We start from the raw sequence: 21,227 nt of genomic DNA, 5'->3' as shown, positions 1-21,227 counted from the left end.
CGCGCCTGCGGATATTGCTATTGCAACTTATTCGCAATTGAATGTGACATGGATCGGCAGGAGCTGGCAAGCCACATGCAATTCACTCGCAAAAGCAATGGTCTGCGCGACACGGCACGGCGTCGCCCAGGTTCGTCGGGCGGCGGACGTTGCGATCGGCCGGCGTCTGCTTACTTGAAGCTTGAAACAACAAGCGCAAGCCGATCGAAGGGAGTCTCCATGCCGTCACGCGCACGTCTCGATGAGTTCATTGCCGTGGTTGAAAGCGGCGATCACGCCGGCGCCATCGAGCGCTATTACACTGAAGACGCCAGCATGCAGGAAAACGCCGCGCCGCCGCGTGTCGGCCGCGACCTGCTGGTGGCGCATGAGCGCGGGGTCCTGGCGCGCATGACCAACGTCTATTCCAAGGCGCTGGCCTCGACCGTCGAAGGCGACCATGTGGCGATCCACTGGATCTTCGAGCTCACCGACCGGGAGGGCCGCGTGCGCAAGGTCGACGAGGTCGCGCTGCAGGAGTGGCGCGGCGACAAGGTTTTTCGTGAGCGCTTCTTTTACGATCCGACTCCGCCGAAAACCTGAGGCAGACGGTTCCGTTTTAACGATCTGGTAACAACATCGGCTGCCGGGCAGCGTCATCCCCGCTGTCCACGCGCATCCACAAACAAATAGTCGGTCAGCCTATTGACGCGAATCGGGCGCTCATACCAGATGTTGTGGTCATGGTTCTTCTAGGATCTCTGTCTTGGAAGCTAAGAGGGAAGCCGGTGCGCCGCGCGATCATTCCGCGATCGTTGGCCAGGCCGGTGCTGCCCCCGCAACTGTAACGGCGAGCTGACGTCTCACGAGTCCACTGGACGCATGTTTTTTGCGCCCGGGAAGGCAGACTGAAGCGACGACCCGGAGCCAGGAGACCTGCCGTGACACCAGAATCGTCCTCGGGCGGGGTGCCCCGGTGGTCGCTTGCTGACGGCTGGCCATATGGTCGGCCGCATTCACGCAGCGTCCCACGGCCCAAGCCCCCTGATCCAAGAAGGGGTTGCCGAATGTCTCTCTCCATCGAAATTTCCAACAACGGTCACGTGTCGCCGATTTCGGCACCGCGTCCGCAAGACGCATCGTTCTCCGCGCCGGCATTTCATGTGATCCGCCGCAACGGCACCGTCAGCACCTTCGACGCCGGCAAGATCGCGGTCGCCGTGACGCGCGCGTTCCTCGCCGTCGAAGGCGCCAGCGCCGCCGCGTCGCGCCGCGTGCACGAAGCTGTCGAGGAGCTCACCGCGCAGGTGGTCTCCGCGCTGACCCGGCGCGTCGATGCACAGCGCGCACTGCACATCGAAGACATCCAGGACCAGGTCGAGCTGTCGCTGATGCGCGGCGGCCATCACAAGGTCGCCCGCGCTTATGTGCTGTACCGCGAAGAGCGCGCAAAAGCGCGCCGCGAATCATCCGAAGCGACGGCGGCGCCCGCTGCTCTCGCACTGCATGTCAAAGGCAGTGATGGCCAATTGCGTCCGCTCGATGAGGCGCGGCTGCTGCGCGTTGTCACGGAAGCCTGCGCCGGATTGGAGGGCGTCTCCACCGAGCCGGTTCTGAGCGAAGCCCGCCGCAATCTCTATGACGGCATGACCATCGAGGAGCTCGGCCAGGCCCAGGTGATGGCCGCGCGCACCTTGGTCGAACAGGAGCCGAATTACGCTTATGTCAGCGCGAGGCTGCTGCTGGATGCGTTGCGCCGCGAAGCCTTGACCTTCGTGCACAAGCGCGAGCAACTGGTCAGCCAGGCTGAGATGGCCGGCCTTTATGCCGATTATTTCCACGCCTACATCAATGTCGGCATCGCCAACGAACTGCTCGATCCGGAATTGCGCCGGTTCGACCTGCCGCGGCTTGCGGCGGCCCTGAAGCCGGAGCGCGATCAGCAATTCCAGTTCCTCGGACTGCAGACGCTGTACGACCGCTATTTCCTGCATGTCGACGGCACCCGGTTCGAACTGCCGCAGGCGTTCTTCATGCGCGTCGCCATGGGCGTTGCGGTCAGGGAGATCGATCGCGAAGCCCGCGCCATCGAGTTCTACGAACTCTTGTCGTCATTCGACTTCATGGCCTCGACGCCGACGCTGTTCAATGCCGGCACGCTGCGGCCGCAGCTGTCGTCCTGCTTTCTCACCACGGTTCCCGATGACCTCGACGGCATCTTCAAGTCGGTCAAGGACAATGCGCTGCTGGCGAAATACTCCGGCGGCCTCGGCAACGACTGGACCCGTGTCCGCGGCCTCGGCGCCCACATCAAGGGCACCAACGGCGAGAGCCAGGGCGTGGTGCCGTTCCTGAAGGTTGCGAACGACACTGCGATTGCCGTCAACCAGGGCGGCAAGCGCAAGGGCGCGGTCTGCGCTTACCTCGAGACTTGGCATGTCGACATCGAGGAATTCCTCGACCTGCGCAAGAACACCGGCGACGATCGCCGCCGCACCCATGACATGAACACCGCCAACTGGGTGCCCGACTTGTTCATGCAGCGCATCGAGGCCGATGGCCAGTGGACGCTGTTCTCACCGGACGAGACCGCCGATCTGCATGATCTCTACGGGCCGGCGTTTGCCAAAGCCTATGAGGCCTATGAAGCCAAGGCGGCGCGCGGCGACATGCGCGTGTACAAGACGCTGCGCGCGGTCGACCTCTGGCGCAAGATGCTGACCATGCTGTTCGAAACCGGGCATCCGTGGATCACCTTCAAGGATCCCTGCAACATCCGCTCGCCGCAGAATCACATCGGTGTGGTGCATTCCTCCAATCTCTGCACCGAGATCACGCTCAACACTTCGGACACCGAAGTCGCCGTCTGCAACCTTGGCTCGATCAATCTCGTCGCCCATGTCACACCGACTGGTCTCGACCAGGCCAAGCTCGCCCGCACCGTGAAGACCGCGGTGCGCATGCTCGACAACGTCATCGATGTCAATTTCTACACGATTCCGGAAGCGCGCCGTTCCAACCTGCAGCATCGCCCGGTCGGGCTCGGCATCATGGGTTTCCATGATGCGATCCAGATCCTGCGTCTGCCCTATGCGTCAGATGCCGCCGTGGCTTTCGCCGACCAGAGCATGGAAGCGCTGAGCTTCCACGCCATCTCGGCCTCGGTCGATCTCGCCGCCGAGCGCGGGCGCTATCCGTCGTTTGATGGCTCGTTGTGGAGCCGGGGCATCCTGCCGATCGATTCGGTGGAGCACCTGGCCGGTGCGCGAGGCGGCGTGCTGGATCTCGATCGCTCAGTCGCACTCGACTGGGAGCCACTGCGTGCGCGGGTCAAGAAGGTCGGCATGCGCAACTCCAACGTGATGGCGATCGCGCCGACCGCGACGATCTCCAACATTTGTGGTGTGGCGCAGTCGATCGAGCCGGCCTACCAGAACCTGTATGTCAAATCGAACATGTCCGGCGACTTCACCGTGGTGAACGCGGCGCTGGTGCATGACCTCAAGGCCCGCGGCCTGTGGGACGAGGTGATGATCTCCGACCTGAAGTATTTCGATGGCAGCGTTGGCCAGATCGATCGGGTGCCCGACGATCTCAAGGCGCTGTACGCCACAGCGTTCGAGATAGACACGTCCTGGCTGATCGAGGCCGCCGCGCGGCGGCAGAAGTGGATCGACCAGGCGCAGTCGCTCAACCTCTACATTGCCAACCCGTCGGGCAAGAAGCTCGACCAGCTCTATCGGCTGGCGTGGCAGCGCGGCCTGAAGACCACCTATTACCTGCGTTCGCGCAGCGCCACCCATGTCGAGAAGTCGACCCTGAAGGGCACCGACGGCAAGCTCAATGCCGTGTCGGCGAACGTAGTGGAAGCCGCCGAGCCGATCCTGCTGCCGACGCAACTTGCATGTTCGATCAACGATCCGGACTGCGAGGCGTGCCAGTAAGCGCAGTCCTCTCCCTCCGTCATTGCCGGGCTTGACCCGGCAATCCAGCTTTCTCGGCATGTGCGTTGAGTTTTGAAGCTGGATGCGCGGGTCAAGCCCGCGCATGACGCGGAGGGGAATCGATGCGCCTCGGCACACGACACCAAGTTTCAAAGGACACCAATTCATGCTCGACTGGTCTGATACCCCTTCATCCACGTTGGTGAAGCCCGTGATCGTTCCCGTGCCGCCGACGTTTGCGGTCGCCCCGGCAGGCGCGGTCGACCCCGTGATCGATCGCGCCGGCGGCCGCGTTCGCGTCGACGACAAGGCGATGATCAACTCCCGCGCCGACGTCAATCAGCTGTTGCCGCTGAAATACAAGTGGGCGTGGGAGAAATATCTCGCCGGCTGCAACAATCACTGGATGCCCACTGAAGTCTCGATGCAGGCCGATATCGCGTTGTGGAAATCACGTGACGGCCTGACCGAGGACGAGCGGCGCATGATCAAGCGCAATCTCGGATTCTTCGCCGCATCCGAGTCGCTGGTCGCCAACAACATCGTGCTGGCGATCTACCGCCATTTGACCAATCCGGAATGCCGGCAGTATCTGCTGCGCCAGGCCTTCGAGGAGGCGGTGCACACCCACACCTTCCAGTACATCGTGGAAAGTCTCGGCCTCGACGAAGGCGAGCTGTTCAACATGTACCGCGAAGTTCCTTCGATCACGGAGAAGGCGGCGTGGGCGCTCAAGCACACCCAGAACATCGACAATCCGTCGTTCTCCACCGGCACGCTGGAGAAGGATCAGGCGTTCCTGCGCGACCTGATCGCGTTCTACGTCGTGTTCGAAGGCATGTGGTTCTACACCGGCTTCGCGCAGATCCTGTCGCTGGGACGCCGCAACAAGATGGTCGGCATTGCCGAGCAGTATCAGTACATCCTGCGCGACGAATCGATCCATCTGAATTTCGGCATCGATGTGATCAACCAGATCAAGATCGAGAACCCCCATCTCTGGACGGCGGCCTTCAAGGAAGAGGCACGGCAGATGCTGCACGACGCGGCACAGCTGGAGGCCGGTTATGGTCGCGATACCATGCCGCGCGGCTTCCTCGGCCTGAACGCGGCTTTGTGCGAACAGTACATGCACTTCATCGCCAACCGCCGCTGCGCCCAGATTGGCCTGGCTCCGGTGTTTGCACAGACAGAAAATCCATTTCCCTGGATGTCGGAAGCCATGGACCTGAAGAAGGAGAAGAACTTCTTCGAGACCCGGGTGATCGAATACCAGAGTGGCGGGGCGCTGAGCTGGGAATAGTCCAGCCGGAAGGCATGCGCCAGTGTCCCGCTTCGCAAGTTCGTTGAGTTTCCGGCGATCTCTGTACGAACTTGCGAAGCGATAAGGACACTGGCAATTTATAAGTTTCTAGTGTGCTTATGAACGCGAAGCTCCTGAAAGAGCATGCTGCACATTCACAGGAACTTCGCGTTCAGCACACTAGCCGCGCTTCAAATGAGTAGGGAAGGGGTGATACGCTGGTGTGTCACCCCTTTCTTTATTGCACCGCACTGCCGGAGGCGCTGCAGATGGATGCCTCCCCCAATCTACCCGCCGTCGATGAAAGCTCGATCCGCTATGGCGGATGGCGGGTGGTGCTGATCTGCTTCCTGATGGCGGCGTTCGCCTGGGCGCTCGGCTTTTATGGCCAGGGCGTCTATCTCGCCGAGCTGAAGCGCTCCCATGGCTGGCCGACCGCGACGATCTCGACCGCAACCACGTTCTTCTATTTGTTCAGCGCAGTCCTGGTGGTGTTCGTCAGCGACGGCATCAGGGCGCTGGGACTGCGAACGTTCCTGGCGGGTGCCGTCGTCTGCATGACATCGGCGACCGTGCTGTTCGGCTTTGTCAATGCGCCCTGGCAACTTTACGTGGTCTACACGCTGATGGCGTTCGGCTGGGCCGGGCTGACCATGGCGTCGATTTCGAACACCATCGGCCAGTGGTTCGACACACGGCGCGCGCTTGCCATCAGCCTGGCGCTCAATGGCGCAAGCGTTGGCGGCATCGTTGGCGTGCCATTGCTGGTCGCCTTGATCGGCGCCGTCGGGTTTACGACGGCCGTCGTGAGCATCGCCGTGGTCATGGCGGTGGTGCTGTTGCCGACCATCCTGTTCGGGATCGGACAGCCGCCACATCGGGATCATCACGGACAAGACAGCAATGGCAACCAGATCGCAGCCCTGACCCCCTCTCAAATTCGCGGCGACACCGTCCGCCAGTTGTCGTTCTGGACTATTACATTGCCGTTTGCCCTGGTGCTGCTGGCGCAGATTGGCTTCATCGTGCATCTGATCTCGTTCATGGAGCCGATGATCGGCCGCGAGAAGGCGGGCCTTGCGATGTCGCTGATGACCGTCATGGCGGTGGTGGGTCGTGTCATCATGGGTTTCTTGATTTCCCGCCTCAATCAGCGCGTCGCCTCGGCGGTTCTGTTCGCAAGCCAGGCGCTGGCGCTGTTGGCGATGATCAACATCCCGGGCGAAACCGCTCTGTTCGCCGCCAGCGTGGTGTTCGGCTTCACCGTCGGCAATGCCATCACGCTGCCCTCAATGCTTGTGCATCAGGAGTTCGATGGCCGCGCCTTCGGGGTCGTGGTCAGCCTGACCACGGCGATCAGCAGTGCGATCTCCGCCTGCGGTCCGGCGGTGATTGGCGTGCTGCGTGACCTGTCCGGCAGCTACATCCTGCCGTTTTATGTCTGCATGGGGCTGGAAGTCGCGGCGGCCATCGGTGTTCTGATTCGCCGGCGGCCCAGGGCGGTGGCGTGATTTTCGGGAAAGTAGCCCGGATGAGCGAAGCGATATCCGGGATTCTCATCATGCACGATTCCCGGATGTCGCTGCGCTCATCCGGGCTACAGGCCTGACATCTGATCAGGCGCTCTCGCGCTGCTTCAGCAGATCCTGCAGGTCAAGCCGGCGCGTGAACATGGCGAGTGATCCGTCAGCATTGCGCGGCAATTTGTCCTCGCTGCGATCCCAGTAAAGCTCGACGCCGTTCTGATCCGGATCGCGCAGATAAAGCGCCTCGCTGACCCCGTGATCGCTGGCGCCGTCAAGCGCGATGCCCGCGTCGATCAGGCGCTGCAGGGCATCCGCCAGCGCGGCGCGGGTGGGATACAGGATCGCGGTGTGAAACAGTCCGGTGGTGCCGGGTGGCGGCGGATGGCCGCCCTTGCTTTCCCAGGTGTTCAGTCCGATGTGGTGGTGATAGCCTCCCGCGGCGATGAACGCGGCCTGATCGCCATAACGCTGCATCAGCTCAAAGCCGAGCACGCCGCGATAGAAGCCGAGCGCGCGATCGAGGTCGGCGACCTTGAGGTGAATATGGCCGATGCGGGTGCCCGCAATGATCGGCCTGGCGGATGAAACTGGATCGGACATGACCTCTCGGTCCCCACATGGACGCTAATGCCGCTATGTGGGGGCGACGCTCTCACGGCGCAAGATCGGAGACCTCGCCCTCCGGCAGGCCGAACTCGTAGGCATTGAGGGTCATCGACACCAGCGTGTAGTAGCCGACGAGGCCGATCACCTCGACGAAACCTCGTTGTCCCAGCAACTCCTGCGCTTTGTCATAGAGCGGTTTGGGGACGACATGGGTCTCGTGCAGCGATCTGCTGACGTCATAGATCACTTGCGCCTTCGGATCGTCGAACTGCGGCACACGCCGCGCATTGATGTCGTCGATGATGCGGTGGTCCATGCCGGCGGCCAATGCCAGCTTCTTGTGGGCATACCATTCGAACTTCGCGCTCCAGTGCCGTGCGGTCACCAGAATCGCAAGCTCGGAGTGTTGCGGCGTCAGCGTGGTGTCGTAGCGCAGGAAGGCGCCGAGCCGCGTCGCGTGCCGCGCCATTTCCGGGCTGTGCAACCATGCCATCATCGGCTCCGGTGGCCGGCCGCGTTTGCTGGCGATGGATTCGTCGTAGGTGGCGCGCTGATGCTCGGTCATTTCGCTAGGCGAAATCCAGGTGAGGCGCATGTTGAATTTCCTCCGGTTTCGGTTCTTGTTGTTGGAGCGAGGGATTGACAGGCGCGGCAGCCATGTCGTGCGAAGCGCGGCCAATTGTCATCGATCTGTTGAATTCCGCAAGGCCGCGGCTAAAGTCGCGTCCAACATTTAAATCACAGGAAACGCGCGATGGCCGATCTCGATCAATTCCGCAAAGACACACGTGCCTGGCTGGAGGCCAATTGCCCGCCTGAGATGCGCAAGCCGATGACCAAGGAGGAAGACACCTTCTGGGGCGGCCGCAACGCGACCTTTTCATCGGAGCCGCAACGGATCTGGTTCGAGCGTATGCGCGACAAGGGCTGGACCGTGCCGCACTGGCCGAAGGAATATGGCGGCGGCGGCCTCGACGGTGAAGAGGCGAAGATCCTGCGCCAGGAGATGGCGGCGATATCGGCGCGGCTGCCGCTGGTGAGCTTCGGCATTTCGATGCTCGGGCCGGCGCTGTTGAAATACGGCACCGACGCGCAGAAGCGCGAGCATCTGCCAAAGATCACGGCGGGATCGATCCGCTGGTGCCAGGGCTATTCCGAGCCGAATGCAGGCTCTGATCTCGCCTCGCTGCAGACTCGCGCCGAGGTCAATGGTGACGACTTCATCATCAATGGCCAGAAGATCTGGACGTCGTATGCGAACTTCGCGGATTGGATCTTCTGCCTGGTGCGCACCGATTCCACGGCGAAGAAGCACGACGGCATCAGTTTCATCCTGTTTGACATGACCTCGCCGGGCGTTTCGACCAAGCCGATCCTGTTGATCTCCGGCAAGTCGCCATTCTGCGAAACCTTCTTCGACAATGTGCGGGTGCCGCAGTCCCATGTGCTGGGTCAGGTCAACCGTGGCTGGGACGTGGCGAAATACCTGTTGCAGCATGAGCGCGCCATGATCAGCGGCATGGGCGAGCGCGGCGTTGGCCGGCCGCTCGGGCAGGTGGCCGCGGATTCGATCGGCACCGACGATCACGGGCATCTGGACGATCCGGTGCTGCGTGGCCAGATCGCGACGTTTGAAATCGACGAAGCGGCGCTGGCCTGCGCGGCTGAGCGCGCGGTGGATCTCGCCAAAGCCGGCCAGGCTCATCCGGCGTTCTCGTCGGCCATGAAATATTACGGCACCGAACTGAACAAGCGCCGGTATGAAATCCTGATGTCGGCCGGCGGCAGCGACGCACTGGAATGGGAAAGTGAGCGGTCCAAGGATGGCGCGCGCGCGCGTGCCTGGTTGCGGACCAAGGCCAACTCGATCGAGGGCGGCACCAGCGAAGTGATGCTCGGCATCGTTGCCAAGCGCATTCTCGATCTGCCCGGCGCGTGATGCGGCTCTCGCCGCCTCTGCGCGGCGCTTTTTCTCGATCTCTTATCTGAACGGATTTTTGTCATGGCACTCGTCCTCAACGAAGAACAATCGATGCTGCGCGACAGCGCGCGCGGCCTGATTGGTACCAAGGCGCCGGTGTCGCACCTGCGGCAACTGCGCGACAGCAAGGACCCGACGGGCTTCTCGCGCGAACTCTGGGGCACTTTTGCGGAGATGGGATTTTCCGGCTTGCTTGTGCCGGAGGAATTCGGCGGCACCGGGCTCGGGTGTGTCGAAGCGGGCATTATCATGGAGGAGATCGGCCGCACCTTGATGCCCTCGCCGTTTCTGTCCACCGCCGTGCTTGCGACGTTGGCGCTGTCGCGCGGCGGAACGGCGGCGCAGAAGTCCGAGTATCTCACTGGAATCGCCAAGGGCGGCTTGATCGCCGCCCTGGCCGTGGACGAGGGGGCAAAGCACCGGCCGCTGCAGACGGCGATGCAGGCCACACGATCCGGCAACGGCTTCAAGCTGAGCGGTGCGAAGGGCTTCGTGATCGATGGTCATGTGGCTGATCTTCTGATCGTGGCGGCGCGCACCTCGGGATCGCCGGGCGAGGCCGGCGGCCTGACGCTGTTTTTGGTGAATCCGAAGAGCAAAGGCATCGCGGTCGAACGCACCGCCATGGTCGACGCGCACAATGCAGCGCGGATCGTGTTCGATGATGTGGACGTGACCGCGGACGGCGTGCTCGGGGAAGTGGACCAGGGCGGGGTGCTGCTGGAAGGCATCCTCAATGTCGGCCGCGGTGTGGTCGCGTCCGAGCTGCTGGGCGCCTCCGAAGAGGTTTTCGGCCGCACAGTCACCTATCTGAAGGAGCGCAAGCAGTTCGGAAAGTTGATCGGCGAGTTTCAGGCCCTGCAGCACCGCGCCGCCCACCTTTATTGCGAAATCGAACTGACCCGGGCCACGGTGCTGAAGGCGCTGCAACTGCTGGACGAGAATTTCGAGGCGGCCGGCCCCGCGGTTGCGGTTGCCAAAGCCAAGGCTGGCACCACTGGGACCCTTGCCGTGCAGGAGGCGGTGCAGATGCATGGCGGCATGGGGATGACGGATCAGTTCGACATTGGATTTTTTATGAAGCGGGCACGTGTTTGTCAGGAACTTTTTGGCGATTCAAACTTTCATGCTGATCAACTAGCGCGGCTGAGAAAATACTGACGCGGGTTCATCTCTTTGAATTCGCATAACCTATTGAAAATAAGCTGCTTTCTGTCGGCAATCGAGGCGTGCCGCACCGGGAAAAGCTGACGACGGACGGGGCACGACCAAGGCCGGCAAGTTTCATACTAAAGTAGCATGAGGGGCATCCCCGCGCCTGGCCTGCTACCGTGAGCATCGAATGGTCCCGGCAGAGCCTGCCCTGCGATTCAGCGAAGACCTGTTCCCTGTCGGCGGTGGCCGGCTGGGCGCTCTCATCCGCAACCATCCCTGGTCGCGGACGCAATTGGGCCCGATCTTGCGCTGGCCACAGAGCCTGAAGACCGCCATCGACATGATGATGCAGTCACCGGTTCCGATGTGCCTGCTGTGGGGCGCCGATGGCATCACGGTCTACAACGATGCCTATGTCGGCATCGCCGGCAACCGGCATCCCGCGATGCTGGGCAAATCCATCTTCGAGACCTGGCCCGAAGTTGCCGATTTCAATCGGCGAGTGATGGATGCCGGACTTGCCGGTCGTGCGGTCTCGTTTCGCGATCAGCATCTCGTGCTCAACCGCAACGGTAGACCGGAAGACGTCTGGCTCAATCTCGACTACAGCCCGATCCGCGACGAGGAGGGCTTGCCGGCCGGCGTTCTGGCGATCGTGTCGGACACCACAAAGCAGGTTCTTGCCGCGCGGCAGTTGCGGGCACGCGAGGCGGAGCTCGCGCGGGTCCAGCGCATCGGCAAGGTCGGTGGCGTCGAGGTGTTTTTCGAGAACGGCTTCCAGAATCGCAGGTCGCCCGAGTATTTGACGATTCACGGCTTGCCGCCGGAAGCGGCGCATGAGAGTCACGAGGCTTGGGTCGCGCGTATCCATCCAGACGATCGCGTGTTCACCGAAAAGCAGTTTCGTGATGCGATTGCCGGGAGCGGACGCGACTATAATGCGCAATATCGCATTATCCGCCCCAGTGACGGAGAAACCCGCTGGATTTCCGTGAGTGCCGAGATCGAGCGCGATGCGAACGGCCGCGCCGTCAGGCTGGTCGGCGCGCATATCGATATCACCGAGCGCGAGATTGCCGCGGCAGAGCTTGCGCGCCTCAACACGACACTGGAACAGAAAGTCGAGCAGAGCACGCGCGAACTCGATCGCCTCTGGAGCGTCTCGGAGGACATGCTGCTGGTGACGGACAAGCGCGGCGTGTGCCTCAGCGTCAACCCGGCCTGGACGAGCGTGCTGGGCTGGTCGGAGGAGGACTTGCTGGGCAAGACGTCGGAGTGGCTGGAACATCCCGACGATATCGAACGCACCCGGGCGCAGGTCGCGTATCTGGCCACGGATGGCGTGATGCCGCGCTTTGAAAATCGCTTTCGTCACAAGGACGGGTCTTATCGCTGGATCTCCTGGACCGCGGCACGTGACGATGGCCAGGTCTACGCGGTGGGCCGCGACGTAACCGCTGAAAAGAAGGCCCAGGAGGCCTTGCAGACCGCGGAAGAGCAATTGCGGCAGTCGCAGAAGATGGAGGCCGTCGGTCAGTTGACGGGGGGCATCGCGCACGATTTCAACAATCTGCTGACTGGCATCATCGGTGGCCTCGATCTCGTCAAGCGGCGGCTCGCCTCGGGCCGCACCAATGATGTCGATCGCTTTATCGATGCCGCCGTCACGTCCGCCAATCGGGCCGCAGGGTTGACCAACCGGTTGCTGGCATTCTCCCGGCGTCAGGCGCTCGATCTCAAGCCGCTTGATCTCAAGCACCTCATCGTATCGCTGGAGGATTTGCTTCGGCGCACGCTGAGTGAGCAGGTGGATGTGCGCATCGCGACGCCGGACAATCTGTGGATTGCGGAAGGCGACGCCAACCAGATCGAAACCGCGTTGATCAATCTTGCGATCGATGCGCGCGATGCGATGCCGGATGGCGGCCTGCTCACCATTGAAGCCGACAACGTGACGGTGGCCGCCGGCGATCCGCAGCGCGAGATCGCGCCTGGAGATTATATCGTGATGCGCGTCAGGGATAACGGCGTCGGCATGCCGTCCGACGTCCAGAAACGTGCGTTCGATCCGTTTTTCACCACCAAGCCGATGGGGCAGGGCACCGGTCTCGGTTTGTCGATGGTTTATGGCTACGCCAAGCAGGCCCGCGGCCATATTCATCTCGACAGCCTGGAGGGCGAGGGAACAATCGTTTCGCTGTATCTCCCGCGCTATCTTGGTCCGGCGAAGGTGGCCTCAGGCGATGGAAACGACGCGCAATCGCCATCCGAGGAGACAGTGCTGGTGATTGAAGACGACAGCGCGGTGCGGCTGATGCTCATCGAAGCTTTGCAGGACCTCGGCTATGCCACGATCGAAGCCACGGACGACAAAGGGGCCATTCCAGTGCTCGAATCTGGCCGGCGTATCGATCTTCTGGTGACCGATGTCGGATTGCCCGGCCTGAATGGCCGTCAGATCGCCGATTTTGCCCGCCTGCAACGCAAGAATCTGCGGGTGTTGTTCATCACCGGCTATGCGGAAGATGCCGCCATGCGCGACGGCTTCCTTGAACCCGGGACGGAAATTCTGGCAAAGCCGTTTTCCATCGATGCGCTGACCGGGCGGCTGCGGCGAATAACCTCACAGCAAACTGCGCCAACCCGTCATTAGGTTGTTGCCGGACCGTCAGCGGATCGGTGGGGCATACTGAATTCCCCCGGAATTCCACAGCTGGTTCAATCCGCGTGGGATGGCGAGCTTGGTGCCGACGCCGACATTGCGATCGTAGACCTCGCCATAATTGCCGACCAGGCGGATGATACGGGTGGCCCAATCCCGGGTGAGGCCGATCTCTTCGCCATAGCTGCCTTCGGTTCCGACCAGCCGCTTCACGTCCGGCTTCGCTGATTGCAGCGCTTGATCGATGTTCCTGGAGGTCACGCCGAGCTCTTCGGCGTTCAGCATCGCGAAGTGCGTCCATTTGACGATTTCGAGCCAGCGATCGTCGCCCTGACGAACCACCGGACCCAGCGGTTCCTTGGAAATGACATCCGGAAGAATAACGTGGTCACCGGGCTTGGCGAAATTGGCGCGTTCCGAATGCAACTGCGAGACGTCGCTGGTGAAGACGTCGCACTGCCCGCTGTCATAGGCCTTGATCAGGTCGGTGACGGTGGTGAACTGGATCTCGTCGTACTTGATGTTGTTGGCGCGGAAGTAGTCGGCGAGATTGAACTGCGTTGTCGTTCCCGACTGCACGCAGACCTTGGCTCCGTTGAGATCAAGCGCGGAATCCGCGTTGCGCGCCCGCCGCACCATGAAGCCCTGACCGTCGTAGTAGGTCGTGCCGGTGAAGTGGAGATTGAATTCTGTCTCGCGCGACATCGTCCATGTCGAGTTGCGCGACAGCACATCGATCTTGCTGGACTTCAGGGCCGCAAATCGCTCGCTGGCATTGAGAGGAACGTACGTCACCTTGCTGGCGTCGTTGAAGATCGCGGCCGACAGCGCCCGGCAGAAATCGACATCGAAACCGGTCCAGTTGCCCTTGTCGTCAGCGATCGAGAATCCGGTCAGTCCGGTGGACACACCACAGAGCAAGCGGCCGCGATCCTTGATCGCCGTGAGCGTCTGGGCCTGCGCCGTTGTGGCGGCAAGGCCGATCGTCGCGGTCAGCGCCGAAGCGGAGAGTCCGCGGGCAAGCGTCTTGAAAGCAAGAGATTTGGACAGCGAAGCGAGTGATTTGAACATCGGACTCTCTCGTTAAGACGGGGTCTTGCGAATTTGTGCTGGGCAGAGAATGCGACGGTCAGATCTCCGGCCGCTGCCGGACAACGACCTTGGTGCCCACGGGTACGCGATTGAACAGGTCGGTCACGTCGGCATTGACCAGACGGAAACAGCCCGACGACACCGCGCTTCCAATGGTCTGCGGCTGGTTGGTGCCGTGGATGCGGTAGACGGTGGCGCCGAGATACAGCGCCCGCGCGCCCATCGGGTTGCCCGGTCCGCCAGCCATGAAACGCGGCAAATAAGGCTGGCGCTGGATCATTTCCGACGGAGGTGTCCAGTCGGGCCACTCAGCCTTGCGTGAGATCTTCAGCAAGCCTTGCCATTGGAACCCTTCGCGGCCGACGCCGATGCCGTAGCGCATGGCCCGGCCGTTGCCCTGGACCAGATAGAGATAGCGCTCCGCTGTCTGGATGACGATGGTGCCGGGTGGCTCGGTGGTGCGGAAGAACACCATCTGGCGCTGATACTCCGGTGGCAGCGATTCATCCTCCGGCACGAAGCCGGGTTGATCGTCGATGTTCATCTCGGCGTTCTGGGTGAAGCCTTCGGAGGCGGGAGCAATCAGAAGCGCGAAGATCGCGAGCTGGATGCAGATGAGAAATCGGATCATTGCCATTCGGTCCATCGCTAGAGCATGATCCGGAAAAGTGGAAACCGGTTTTCCGAAAAGATCATGCTCAAACAAAGAGAAGAGATTATGATGCGATTCCCTTTAATCGCATCATAATCTAGTCGAGCAGAGCGGCGCCATCAAAGCCCAGCCGTCGCAGGCTGGCAAGGGTTAGCCGCATAGGGGTTGACTTGACTGATTCTCGTAAAACCCTGATGTCGTCGATCTTGAGGCGGGTTCGCGTGAGGCATCGCCGCGCGAACTGATGCTGGCGCATTCTAGGCAGGCGCGATCCAAAGCCGCAGCCCATACGATATCACCGTCACGGTCAGAACGCCGGCGAGCCACAGGGCCACAAACCAGGCGAGCCGCATGGCCAGCGATGCCTGCTGGCCTTTCATCAATGATAGCCCGTGCCGTGGTCGACCTTGCCACGGAATACCCAGTAGGCGAAGGCCGTATAGATCAGGATGATCGGCACCATGATCGCGACGCCGACCAGCATGAATTGCTGGCTGTTGGTCGGTGCGGCGGCCTGCCAGATCGTGATGCTGCGCGGCACGATGTAGGGAAACATGCTGATGCCGAGGCCGGCATAGGACAAAGCGAACAGCACCAGCGAGAGGAAGAACGGACGGTAGTCCTGCTTGTTGCTGAGGCTGTTGACCAGCAGCAGCGTAACAGCGGCAACCGCGATCGGCACCGGTGCGGTCAGCAGGATGTTGGGCCAGGCAAACCAGCGCCGCCAATATTCCGCCTCGAGAAATGGCGTTGCGAGACTGACAACGGCAATGGCAAGCAGCGTCGCCACCAGGAATCGCCAGCTCAGCACATAAGCGCGATCGCGGAGGTCGCCGTTGGTCTTCATGACCAGCCAGGTTGCGCCGAGCAGGCCATATCCGGCGACCAGAGCGAGTCCGGTAAGCACGCTGAATGGTGTCAGCCAGTCCCACCAGCCACCGCCGTAGATGCGCCCGCTGACCTTGATTCCTTGCAGGATGGCCCCAAGTGCGATTCCCTGCGCCAGTGTGGCCAGCAGCGAGCCGCCGGCGAAGGCGATGTCCCATAGATTGCGTTCACGCTGCGATCGCCAGCGGAACTCGAAGGCGACGCCGCGAAACACCAGTCCCAGCAGCATGGCAATGATCGGCGTGTACAGTGCCGGCATCAGCACTGCGTAAGCCAGCGGAAATGCGGCGAACAGTCCGCCGCCCCCCAGCACCAGCCAAGTCTCGTTGCCGTCCCAGACCGGCGCGACCGTATTCATCATGACATCGCGATCCTGTTTCCTGGGAAAGAATGGAAACAGCATGCCAAGGCCGAGGTCGAATCCGTCCATCACCACGTAGGCGAACACCGCGAAGGCGATGATGAAGGCCCAGATGATCGTGAGGTCGAGAACATCCGGCATGGCCTATGTCCTCCCCTGATGCGACGGCCCGGCCGCGACGCTTGCCACCGCAGGCGTCAGGCCGGCGGCACGTCCCGGCATCTCGGCGCTCGGACCTTCCTCGCCATGATGCGGTGGTGCCGCCATCAGCCGCAGGATGTAGACGGCGCCAGCGGCGAACACCACGAAGTAGACGATGACAAAGGCAATCAGCGATGATGCGACCGCCGGTGCGGCGAGCGGCGATGCGGCGTCGACGGTTCGCAACAGGCCATAGACGGTGAATGGCTGCCGGCCGGCTTCGGTGGTGACCCAGCCCGCCAGCACGGCGATGAAGCCGGCGGGCCCCATCATCAGCGCCATCCAGTGCAGGGGGCGCCATTGATACAGGGCGCCGCGCCAGCGTGCGAGCAGGCTGAACAGGCCGAGGCCCAGCATCAGGAAGCCGATGCCGACCATGATGCGGAACGACCAGAACACGATCGGCACATACGGCCAATTCTCGCGCGGGACGCTGTCGAGGCCTTTCAACGGTGCATCGAGCGAATGCTTGAGTATCAGCGACGAGGCCTTCGGGATCTGCAGGGCATAGTCCACGGTTGCGCGATCCTGGCTCGGCAATCCGAACAGGATCAGCGGCGCCCCATCCGGATGGCTCTGGAAGTGGCCTTCCATGGCCATCACCTTGGCGGGCTGATGCTCCAGCGTGTTAAGCCCGTGTTGGTCGCCTGCCAGGATCTGGACCGGCGCGACCAGCGCCGCCATCCACATCGCCATCGAGAACATCACGCGCGGGCCGTCTCCGACGCTGTCCCGCAGCAGATGAAAAGCGCCGACCGCGCCGACCACGAAGGCCGTGGTGAGATAGGCCGCCAGCACCATGTGCACCAGGCGATAGGGAAATGACGGATTGAAGATCACCTTCCACCAGTCGGCGGCGATGTACTGCCCGGCAGCGTTGATGGCGTAGCCGGCTGGTGTCTGCATCCACGAGTTCGCTGACAGAATCCAGAACGCCGAGATCAGCGTGCCGACCGCCACCATCAGCGTGGCGAAAAAATGCAGCCTGGGGCCGACCCGTTTCAACCCGAACAGCATTACGCCGAGAAAGCCTGCTTCGAGGAAGAAGGCGGTGAGCACCTCATAGGCCATCAGCGGGCCGATCACCGGTCCCGTCTTGTCGGAAAATGCCGCCCAGTTTGTGCCGAATTGATACGACATCACGATGCCGGACACGACACCCATGCCGAACGCCACCGCGAAGATCTTCAGCCAGTAGTTGAACAGATTGATGAAGACCTCACGGCCGCTCCACAACCACAACGCTTCCAGAACCGCGAGATAGCTGGCGAGGCCGATCGAGAAGGCCGGAAAGATGATGTGGAACGACATCGTGAACGCAAACTGCGCGCGTGCGAGAACGACGGCGTCGAGACCTTCCAGCATGGCGAGTATCCGTCACGATGAATCGCAACGGTTATGTATCACGCCATGCCGGTGATGGATATATGCCGAGTTGTCCTATCGCAGGACCGGCTCCTCGCGCCGCATGCAGAACAAAGCGAGCGTGGCCAATGAAGGGCATTCACCGGATGGCGAATCAACTTTCTGCACTCAGTAATTTCTGGATAGTGCGTTCGATCTCGTCGTATTGGCCCTCGCCGGCATGGGTAAAGACGATCTTTCCAGTGCGGTCGACGATGTACTGCGCCGGCCAGTACTGATTGCGATACGCGTTCCAGGTTGCAGAATTGTTGTCCTGTGCGACCGGGTATCGGATGCCGTGCCGCTTAAGGGCGGACTGGACGTTGCTGGTGGAATGCTCGAACGGAAATTCCGGCGTGTGGATACCGACCACGACCAGGCCCTTGTCCTTGTATTTTTCATAGAGCTGCGTCACGTGCGGCAAGGTGCGGACGCAGTTGATGCAGCCATAGGTCCAGAAATCGACCAGCACCACCTTGCCGCGCAACGATGCGATGTTCAATGGCGCGGAGTTGAGCCAGCTCGTGATGCCGACGAAATCCGGCGCGCTGGTGCTGGTGTCGGCAAGCCTGAGCGAAGCGGAGACGGAGGCGTCTTCGCTCCAGCCCAGGCTCGGAGCGCCGATCAGGCAGAGAGCGGCGACGGCCGCGGACGTTAATGTGGTTCTCAACATTCTGGCTCGGATCATGGATGTCTCCCTTGTGTTTAGAGGCCGGTCTGGCCGCTTGGATAAAATTCCGTCAGCCATGCCGCGATTTCCGTGTCGTACTGAAAGTACATGGCGGCCGCGAAGGCGATCACGATGATGCCGAAAGCCTGCTGCAATCGCGGAGCGAAACGCGCGACGCTGCGGACGCGGGTGGTGACGGCCTGGCCGCCATAGGCGATTGCAAGCATGGGAATGGCTGCACCGACCGCGTAGGCCAGCAGCAGCACGCCGGACCAGCCAAACGAGCCGGCAGTCGCGATCACGGTCAGGATCGATCCGAGCACCGGACCAGCGCAAGGCGTCCACACCAGGCCCAGCGTGGCGCCGAGGACGAAGCCGCCAATATTGCCGGAGTGGTCGCCAAGGCGACGGCCCTGCAAACCATGAGACAGGCCCGCGATCTGCGTCGTCAGCCACTCGAACGGCGCCGGCCAGAGCATCAGCATGCCGAAGGCCGCAAGCAGGATGATTGCAAAGGTGCGCAGAATATTCGGATCGACACCGAAGGCGCGCGTGAGCGAGCTGAGCAGCAGCGCCACCGCAGCGAACGAGGCGACAAAGCCGAGTGCAATGAAAGCCGGTCTGGTCTTGCTGTCCTGGCTGACGGATGCGCCGAGCAGGATCGGCAGCACCGGCAGGGTGCACGGTGCGGCGATGGTTACAACGCCGGCAAGCAGCGCAAGGAGGAGATCCGGCAAGGTTACACCGATCAGGCAGGCCGCTCGTGATAAGCGGGCATGGATCGATCTTCGTGGTGCACGTCCCCGGCGTTACACCGCCGGCCTCACGTGTGCGTGAAGCGGATCAAACCGATCTGGCGCGGGGCCCAAAAACACCAAGGCCCGGACGGGGGGCATCCCGCTTGGGCCGTTTGGAGGTGTTTAGTCAGAAAGAAGAATTAGCGAACATCAATGCCGGGAGTAATGACGCAGACATCCGCCGAGCTCTTGAAGCTGCAATCGGTCACTTGTTCGCGCACTGTGCTGGCTCCGCCATCGCGCTGGGCGCGGAGCTGCGGGTTCTGGCTCGCCTGTGTCGCAAGCATGGAGATCGCGCCGAGCGGGACGATGAAAAAGCGAAGACTTGACTTCAGAAGACTTGGCTTCAGCATGGTGCTCTCCTTATGCGGCCAGGCCGTCGATGCCCTGGCTCTTGAGCAGCTCCGCCAGCGCCTTGCGGGCATAGAACATGCGGGTCTTCACGGTCGCCTGCGGAATACCGATGATCGCGCCGGCTTCTTCCACCGACTTCTCGTGGTAGTAGACGAGATCGATCACTTCGCGATGGGCGTCCGACAGCTTGTTCATGCAGGCGCGCAGCATGGCGCTGGTCCTGGAGCGATCGAACGCGGCTTCCGGGGTATCGTTTTCATCGGCGATCTGCATCACCTCGTCCTGCTCGATATCCTCGAAGCGGCGCTGGCGCAGGGCGGTGAGAGCCTTGAAACGGGCGATTGACAGGATCCAGGTCGACACCTGCGAGCGCTGCTCGAACTGGCCGGCGGTGCGCCACACGTCCAGAAAGACTTGGCTGACCAGGTCCTCGGCGATCGAAGCGTCCCGGACGATCCGGAGAATGAAGCGATAGGCGCGGACGTGATGACGGGCATAGAGGATGTGCATTGCGCCCTTTTCACCGTCGGCGATGCTCTCGATCAACATCTCATCCGACGTGGCCTGAGCGGCGAGAACGCCTTGGGCGGCTGCGTTGGTGATTGCGAATGCGGTCTGCATGATCGGCTCCCTCTCGCGCTTCGGCGCGCGTCGTTGGGGAGATTGATAAGGGACCTGCGTTTCATCCCGTTTCCGCGGAAAGCGGAAAATGGTTTCATGACCGGACCTTTTTGTTTCGCCGCGACAGGTCCGACGAAACAATAGGCCAAAAAACTCAATGATTTCAATATTACCCGTCAAGCCATTGTCGCGCGGGCCTTTTGGTTCCACGGCCGTCGGCACGAAAAAGAAGAGCATTTTCGAGCGATATGGCGGGTTCTCGTTGCCAGCCTGTCGGACGGGGCGCGGTTTTAGCCCTTTTCGTCGGTCGGCGAGAAAAGGTAGCCGCCGCCACGAATGGTCCGGATCACGCTCGGGCGGGCCGGATCCGGCTCGATCTTGCGCCTGATCCGCATGATCCGCAGGTCGACGGCCCGGTCAAAAGCCTCGCTATCCCTGGCATTTGCCAGTTCGAGCAGCCGTTCACGGGACAGCACCCGCTTCGGGTTGGCGGCGAACACTTTGAGCAGCCCGTACTCCGAGGCCGTCAGCGGGTGCTCGTTGCCTTCGTCGTCCCGCAGCGCCTGGGCATCGAGATCGAGCCACTTGGTTCCGAACCGGACCAAGGCGTCTTTCGAGGTCTTGGCGGCCTCCGCCGGGCCGGCCGCAGAGCCCTTTGCGGGAGCGCTTCGGCGCAACACCGAACGGATCCGCGCCATCAGTTCGCGCAGCTCGCAGGGCTTGGCGAGATAGTCGTCGGCGCCGAGTTCGAGGCCCACGACCCGGTCGATCGGGCTTGCGGTGGCCGTCAGCATGATGACCGGAACATTCATTCGGCTTTTCAGGTCGCGAATGATCGAAAGCCCGTCTTCCTCAGGCATGTTCAGATCGAGCACCACCAGATCGGGCATGCCGATCTCGATGGCGCTGCGCAGGCTTTTGCCGCCGTCGCAAAGCGTGACGCCAAATCCGTGCATGCGCAGATAGTCGCCCACCATTTCGCGCGCCGGCGCTTCATCGTCGACAATAATGATGTGTGGCGTCTGGCTCAT

Annotated in this window: 19 protein-coding genes and 1 riboswitch; of the genes, 7 read left to right on the top strand and 12 right to left on the bottom strand. The window is 61.9% G+C overall.

Annotation, left to right across the window (positions count from 1 at the left end):
• Positions 1–219 precede the first annotated feature (219 nt).
• From RS897_RS07375 to RS897_RS07360, 4 genes are all read left to right on the top strand, one after another.
• The gene (locus RS897_RS07375) at positions 220–582 is read left to right on the top strand and encodes a nuclear transport factor 2 family protein (protein ID WP_315835928.1); all 363 of its coding nucleotides are present in this window, start codon (positions 220–222) and stop codon (positions 580–582) included.
• A 124-nt stretch (positions 583–706) separates the two neighbouring features.
• Positions 707–937, top strand: a riboswitch (cobalamin riboswitch).
• Positions 938–1,046: 109 nt separating this feature from the next.
• Positions 1,047–3,923 carry a ribonucleoside-diphosphate reductase subunit alpha gene (locus RS897_RS07370; protein WP_315835927.1) on the top strand — a complete coding sequence of 959 codons (2,877 nt, stop codon included), beginning with the start codon at positions 1,047–1,049 and terminating at the stop codon, positions 3,921–3,923.
• Positions 3,924–4,089: 166 nt separating this feature from the next.
• Positions 4,090–5,226 (top strand): ribonucleotide-diphosphate reductase subunit beta, encoded by a 1,137-nt coding sequence (locus tag RS897_RS07365; RefSeq protein ID WP_315835926.1) that lies wholly within the window; start codon positions 4,090–4,092, stop codon positions 5,224–5,226.
• A 269-nt stretch (positions 5,227–5,495) separates the two neighbouring features.
• Positions 5,496–6,737: an MFS transporter gene (locus RS897_RS07360; protein ID WP_315835925.1), complete on the top strand. Its 1,242-nt coding sequence runs from the start codon at positions 5,496–5,498 to the stop codon at positions 6,735–6,737.
• Positions 6,738–6,842: 105 nt separating this feature from the next.
• Here RS897_RS07360 and RS897_RS07355 read toward each other — a convergent pair whose 3' ends face one another.
• On the bottom strand, positions 6,843–7,352 hold the full coding sequence (locus RS897_RS07355) for a VOC family protein (RefSeq protein ID WP_315835924.1): 510 nt from the start codon (positions 7,350–7,352) through the stop codon (positions 6,843–6,845).
• 52 nt (positions 7,353–7,404) lie between these two features.
• Positions 7,405–7,953, bottom strand: coding sequence for a carboxymuconolactone decarboxylase family protein (locus RS897_RS07350; RefSeq protein ID WP_315835923.1), 549 nt, complete (start codon positions 7,951–7,953; stop codon positions 7,405–7,407).
• Positions 7,954–8,112: 159 nt separating this feature from the next.
• Here RS897_RS07350 and RS897_RS07345 point away from each other — a divergent pair, with 159 nt between their 5' ends.
• From RS897_RS07345 to RS897_RS07335, 3 genes are all read left to right on the top strand, one after another.
• Positions 8,113–9,297 carry an acyl-CoA dehydrogenase family protein gene (locus RS897_RS07345; protein ID WP_315835922.1) on the top strand — a complete coding sequence of 395 codons (1,185 nt, stop codon included), beginning with the start codon at positions 8,113–8,115 and terminating at the stop codon, positions 9,295–9,297.
• 63 nt (positions 9,298–9,360) lie between these two features.
• Positions 9,361–10,500 (top strand): acyl-CoA dehydrogenase family protein, encoded by a 1,140-nt coding sequence (locus RS897_RS07340; protein ID WP_315835921.1) that lies wholly within the window; start codon positions 9,361–9,363, stop codon positions 10,498–10,500.
• Between the two features lie 181 nt (positions 10,501–10,681).
• Positions 10,682–13,147: a PAS domain S-box protein gene (locus RS897_RS07335; protein WP_315835920.1), complete on the top strand. Its 2,466-nt coding sequence runs from the start codon at positions 10,682–10,684 to the stop codon at positions 13,145–13,147.
• A 15-nt stretch (positions 13,148–13,162) separates the two neighbouring features.
• On the opposite strand, the gene RS897_RS07330 is transcribed toward RS897_RS07335, so the two are convergent.
• The 10 genes from RS897_RS07330 to RS897_RS07285 all read right to left on the bottom strand — a co-directional run bounded on the left by RS897_RS07330 (position 13,163) and on the right by RS897_RS07285 (position 21,227).
• A complete protein-coding gene (locus RS897_RS07330; protein ID WP_315835919.1) occupies positions 13,163–14,227 on the bottom strand; it encodes an amino acid ABC transporter substrate-binding protein in 1,065 nt (354 codons plus the stop codon).
• Positions 14,228–14,285: 58 nt separating this feature from the next.
• A complete protein-coding gene (locus RS897_RS07325) occupies positions 14,286–14,885 on the bottom strand; it encodes a L,D-transpeptidase (RefSeq protein WP_407654450.1) in 600 nt (199 codons plus the stop codon).
• Positions 14,886–15,157: 272 nt separating this feature from the next.
• A complete protein-coding gene (locus RS897_RS07320) occupies positions 15,158–15,280 on the bottom strand; it encodes a DUF2474 domain-containing protein (protein WP_315835917.1) in 123 nt (40 codons plus the stop codon).
• The gene (cydB, locus tag RS897_RS07315) at positions 15,280–16,290 is read right to left on the bottom strand and encodes a cytochrome d ubiquinol oxidase subunit II (protein ID WP_315835916.1); all 1,011 of its coding nucleotides are present in this window, start codon (positions 16,288–16,290) and stop codon (positions 15,280–15,282) included. The genes RS897_RS07320 and cydB overlap by 1 nt, the downstream gene beginning before the upstream one ends.
• Positions 16,291–16,293: 3 nt before the next feature.
• Complete coding sequence (locus RS897_RS07310; protein ID WP_315835915.1) at positions 16,294–17,715, bottom strand: cytochrome ubiquinol oxidase subunit I; 1,422 nt, start codon at positions 17,713–17,715, stop codon at positions 16,294–16,296.
• A gap of 154 nt (positions 17,716–17,869) precedes the next feature.
• Positions 17,870–18,442, bottom strand: a complete 573-nt coding sequence (locus tag RS897_RS07305) for a thioredoxin family protein (protein WP_315835914.1) — start codon at positions 18,440–18,442, stop codon at positions 17,870–17,872.
• Between the two features lie 17 nt (positions 18,443–18,459).
• On the bottom strand, positions 18,460–19,161 hold the full coding sequence (locus RS897_RS07300) for a cytochrome c biogenesis CcdA family protein (RefSeq protein ID WP_315835913.1): 702 nt from the start codon (positions 19,159–19,161) through the stop codon (positions 18,460–18,462).
• Between the two features lie 200 nt (positions 19,162–19,361).
• Positions 19,362–19,574: a hypothetical protein gene (locus RS897_RS07295; protein WP_315835912.1), complete on the bottom strand. Its 213-nt coding sequence runs from the start codon at positions 19,572–19,574 to the stop codon at positions 19,362–19,364.
• Positions 19,575–19,584: 10 nt separating this feature from the next.
• A complete protein-coding gene (locus RS897_RS07290) occupies positions 19,585–20,196 on the bottom strand; it encodes a sigma-70 family RNA polymerase sigma factor (RefSeq protein WP_315838549.1) in 612 nt (203 codons plus the stop codon).
• Positions 20,197–20,486: 290 nt separating this feature from the next.
• A complete protein-coding gene (locus RS897_RS07285) occupies positions 20,487–21,227 on the bottom strand; it encodes a response regulator (RefSeq protein WP_315835911.1) in 741 nt (246 codons plus the stop codon).

The organism is Bradyrhizobium prioriisuperbiae, assembly GCF_032397745.1.
Classification (GTDB): Bacteria; Pseudomonadota; Alphaproteobacteria; order Rhizobiales; family Xanthobacteraceae; genus Bradyrhizobium_A; species Bradyrhizobium_A prioriisuperbiae.
This window is presented reverse-complemented; position numbering and strand designations above follow the sequence as displayed.

Excerpts from the sequence above, each read along its gene's own strand:
- RS897_RS07375 (WP_315835928.1), top strand. The coding sequence starts at position 220 with ATGCCGTCACGCGCACGTCTCGATGAGTTCATTGCCGTGGTTGAAAGC.
- RS897_RS07370 (WP_315835927.1), top strand. The coding sequence starts at position 1,047 with ATGTCTCTCTCCATCGAAATTTCCAACAACGGTCACGTGTCGCCGATT.
- RS897_RS07365 (WP_315835926.1), top strand. The coding sequence starts at position 4,090 with ATGCTCGACTGGTCTGATACCCCTTCATCCACGTTGGTGAAGCCCGTG.
- RS897_RS07360 (WP_315835925.1), top strand. The coding sequence starts at position 5,496 with ATGGATGCCTCCCCCAATCTACCCGCCGTCGATGAAAGCTCGATCCGC.
- RS897_RS07355 (WP_315835924.1), bottom strand. The coding sequence starts at position 7,352 with ATGTCCGATCCAGTTTCATCCGCCAGGCCGATCATTGCGGGCACCCGC.
- RS897_RS07350 (WP_315835923.1), bottom strand. The coding sequence starts at position 7,953 with ATGCGCCTCACCTGGATTTCGCCTAGCGAAATGACCGAGCATCAGCGC.
- RS897_RS07345 (WP_315835922.1), top strand. The coding sequence starts at position 8,113 with ATGGCCGATCTCGATCAATTCCGCAAAGACACACGTGCCTGGCTGGAG.
- RS897_RS07340 (WP_315835921.1), top strand. The coding sequence starts at position 9,361 with ATGGCACTCGTCCTCAACGAAGAACAATCGATGCTGCGCGACAGCGCG.
- RS897_RS07335 (WP_315835920.1), top strand. The coding sequence starts at position 10,682 with ATGGTCCCGGCAGAGCCTGCCCTGCGATTCAGCGAAGACCTGTTCCCT.
- RS897_RS07330 (WP_315835919.1), bottom strand. The coding sequence starts at position 14,227 with ATGTTCAAATCACTCGCTTCGCTGTCCAAATCTCTTGCTTTCAAGACG.
- RS897_RS07325 (WP_407654450.1), bottom strand. The coding sequence starts at position 14,885 with ATGGCAATGATCCGATTTCTCATCTGCATCCAGCTCGCGATCTTCGCG.
- RS897_RS07320 (WP_315835917.1), bottom strand. The coding sequence starts at position 15,280 with ATGAAAGGCCAGCAGGCATCGCTGGCCATGCGGCTCGCCTGGTTTGTG.
- cydB (WP_315835916.1), bottom strand. The coding sequence starts at position 16,290 with ATGCCGGATGTTCTCGACCTCACGATCATCTGGGCCTTCATCATCGCC.
- RS897_RS07310 (WP_315835915.1), bottom strand. The coding sequence starts at position 17,715 with ATGCTGGAAGGTCTCGACGCCGTCGTTCTCGCACGCGCGCAGTTTGCG.
- RS897_RS07305 (WP_315835914.1), bottom strand. The coding sequence starts at position 18,442 with ATGATCCGAGCCAGAATGTTGAGAACCACATTAACGTCCGCGGCCGTC.
- RS897_RS07295 (WP_315835912.1), bottom strand. The coding sequence starts at position 19,574 with ATGCTGAAGCCAAGTCTTCTGAAGTCAAGTCTTCGCTTTTTCATCGTC.
- RS897_RS07290 (WP_315838549.1), bottom strand. The coding sequence starts at position 20,196 with ATGCAGACCGCATTCGCAATCACCAACGCAGCCGCCCAAGGCGTTCTC.
- RS897_RS07285 (WP_315835911.1), bottom strand. The coding sequence starts at position 21,227 with ATGAGCCAGACGCCACACATCATTATTGTCGACGATGAAGCGCCGGCG.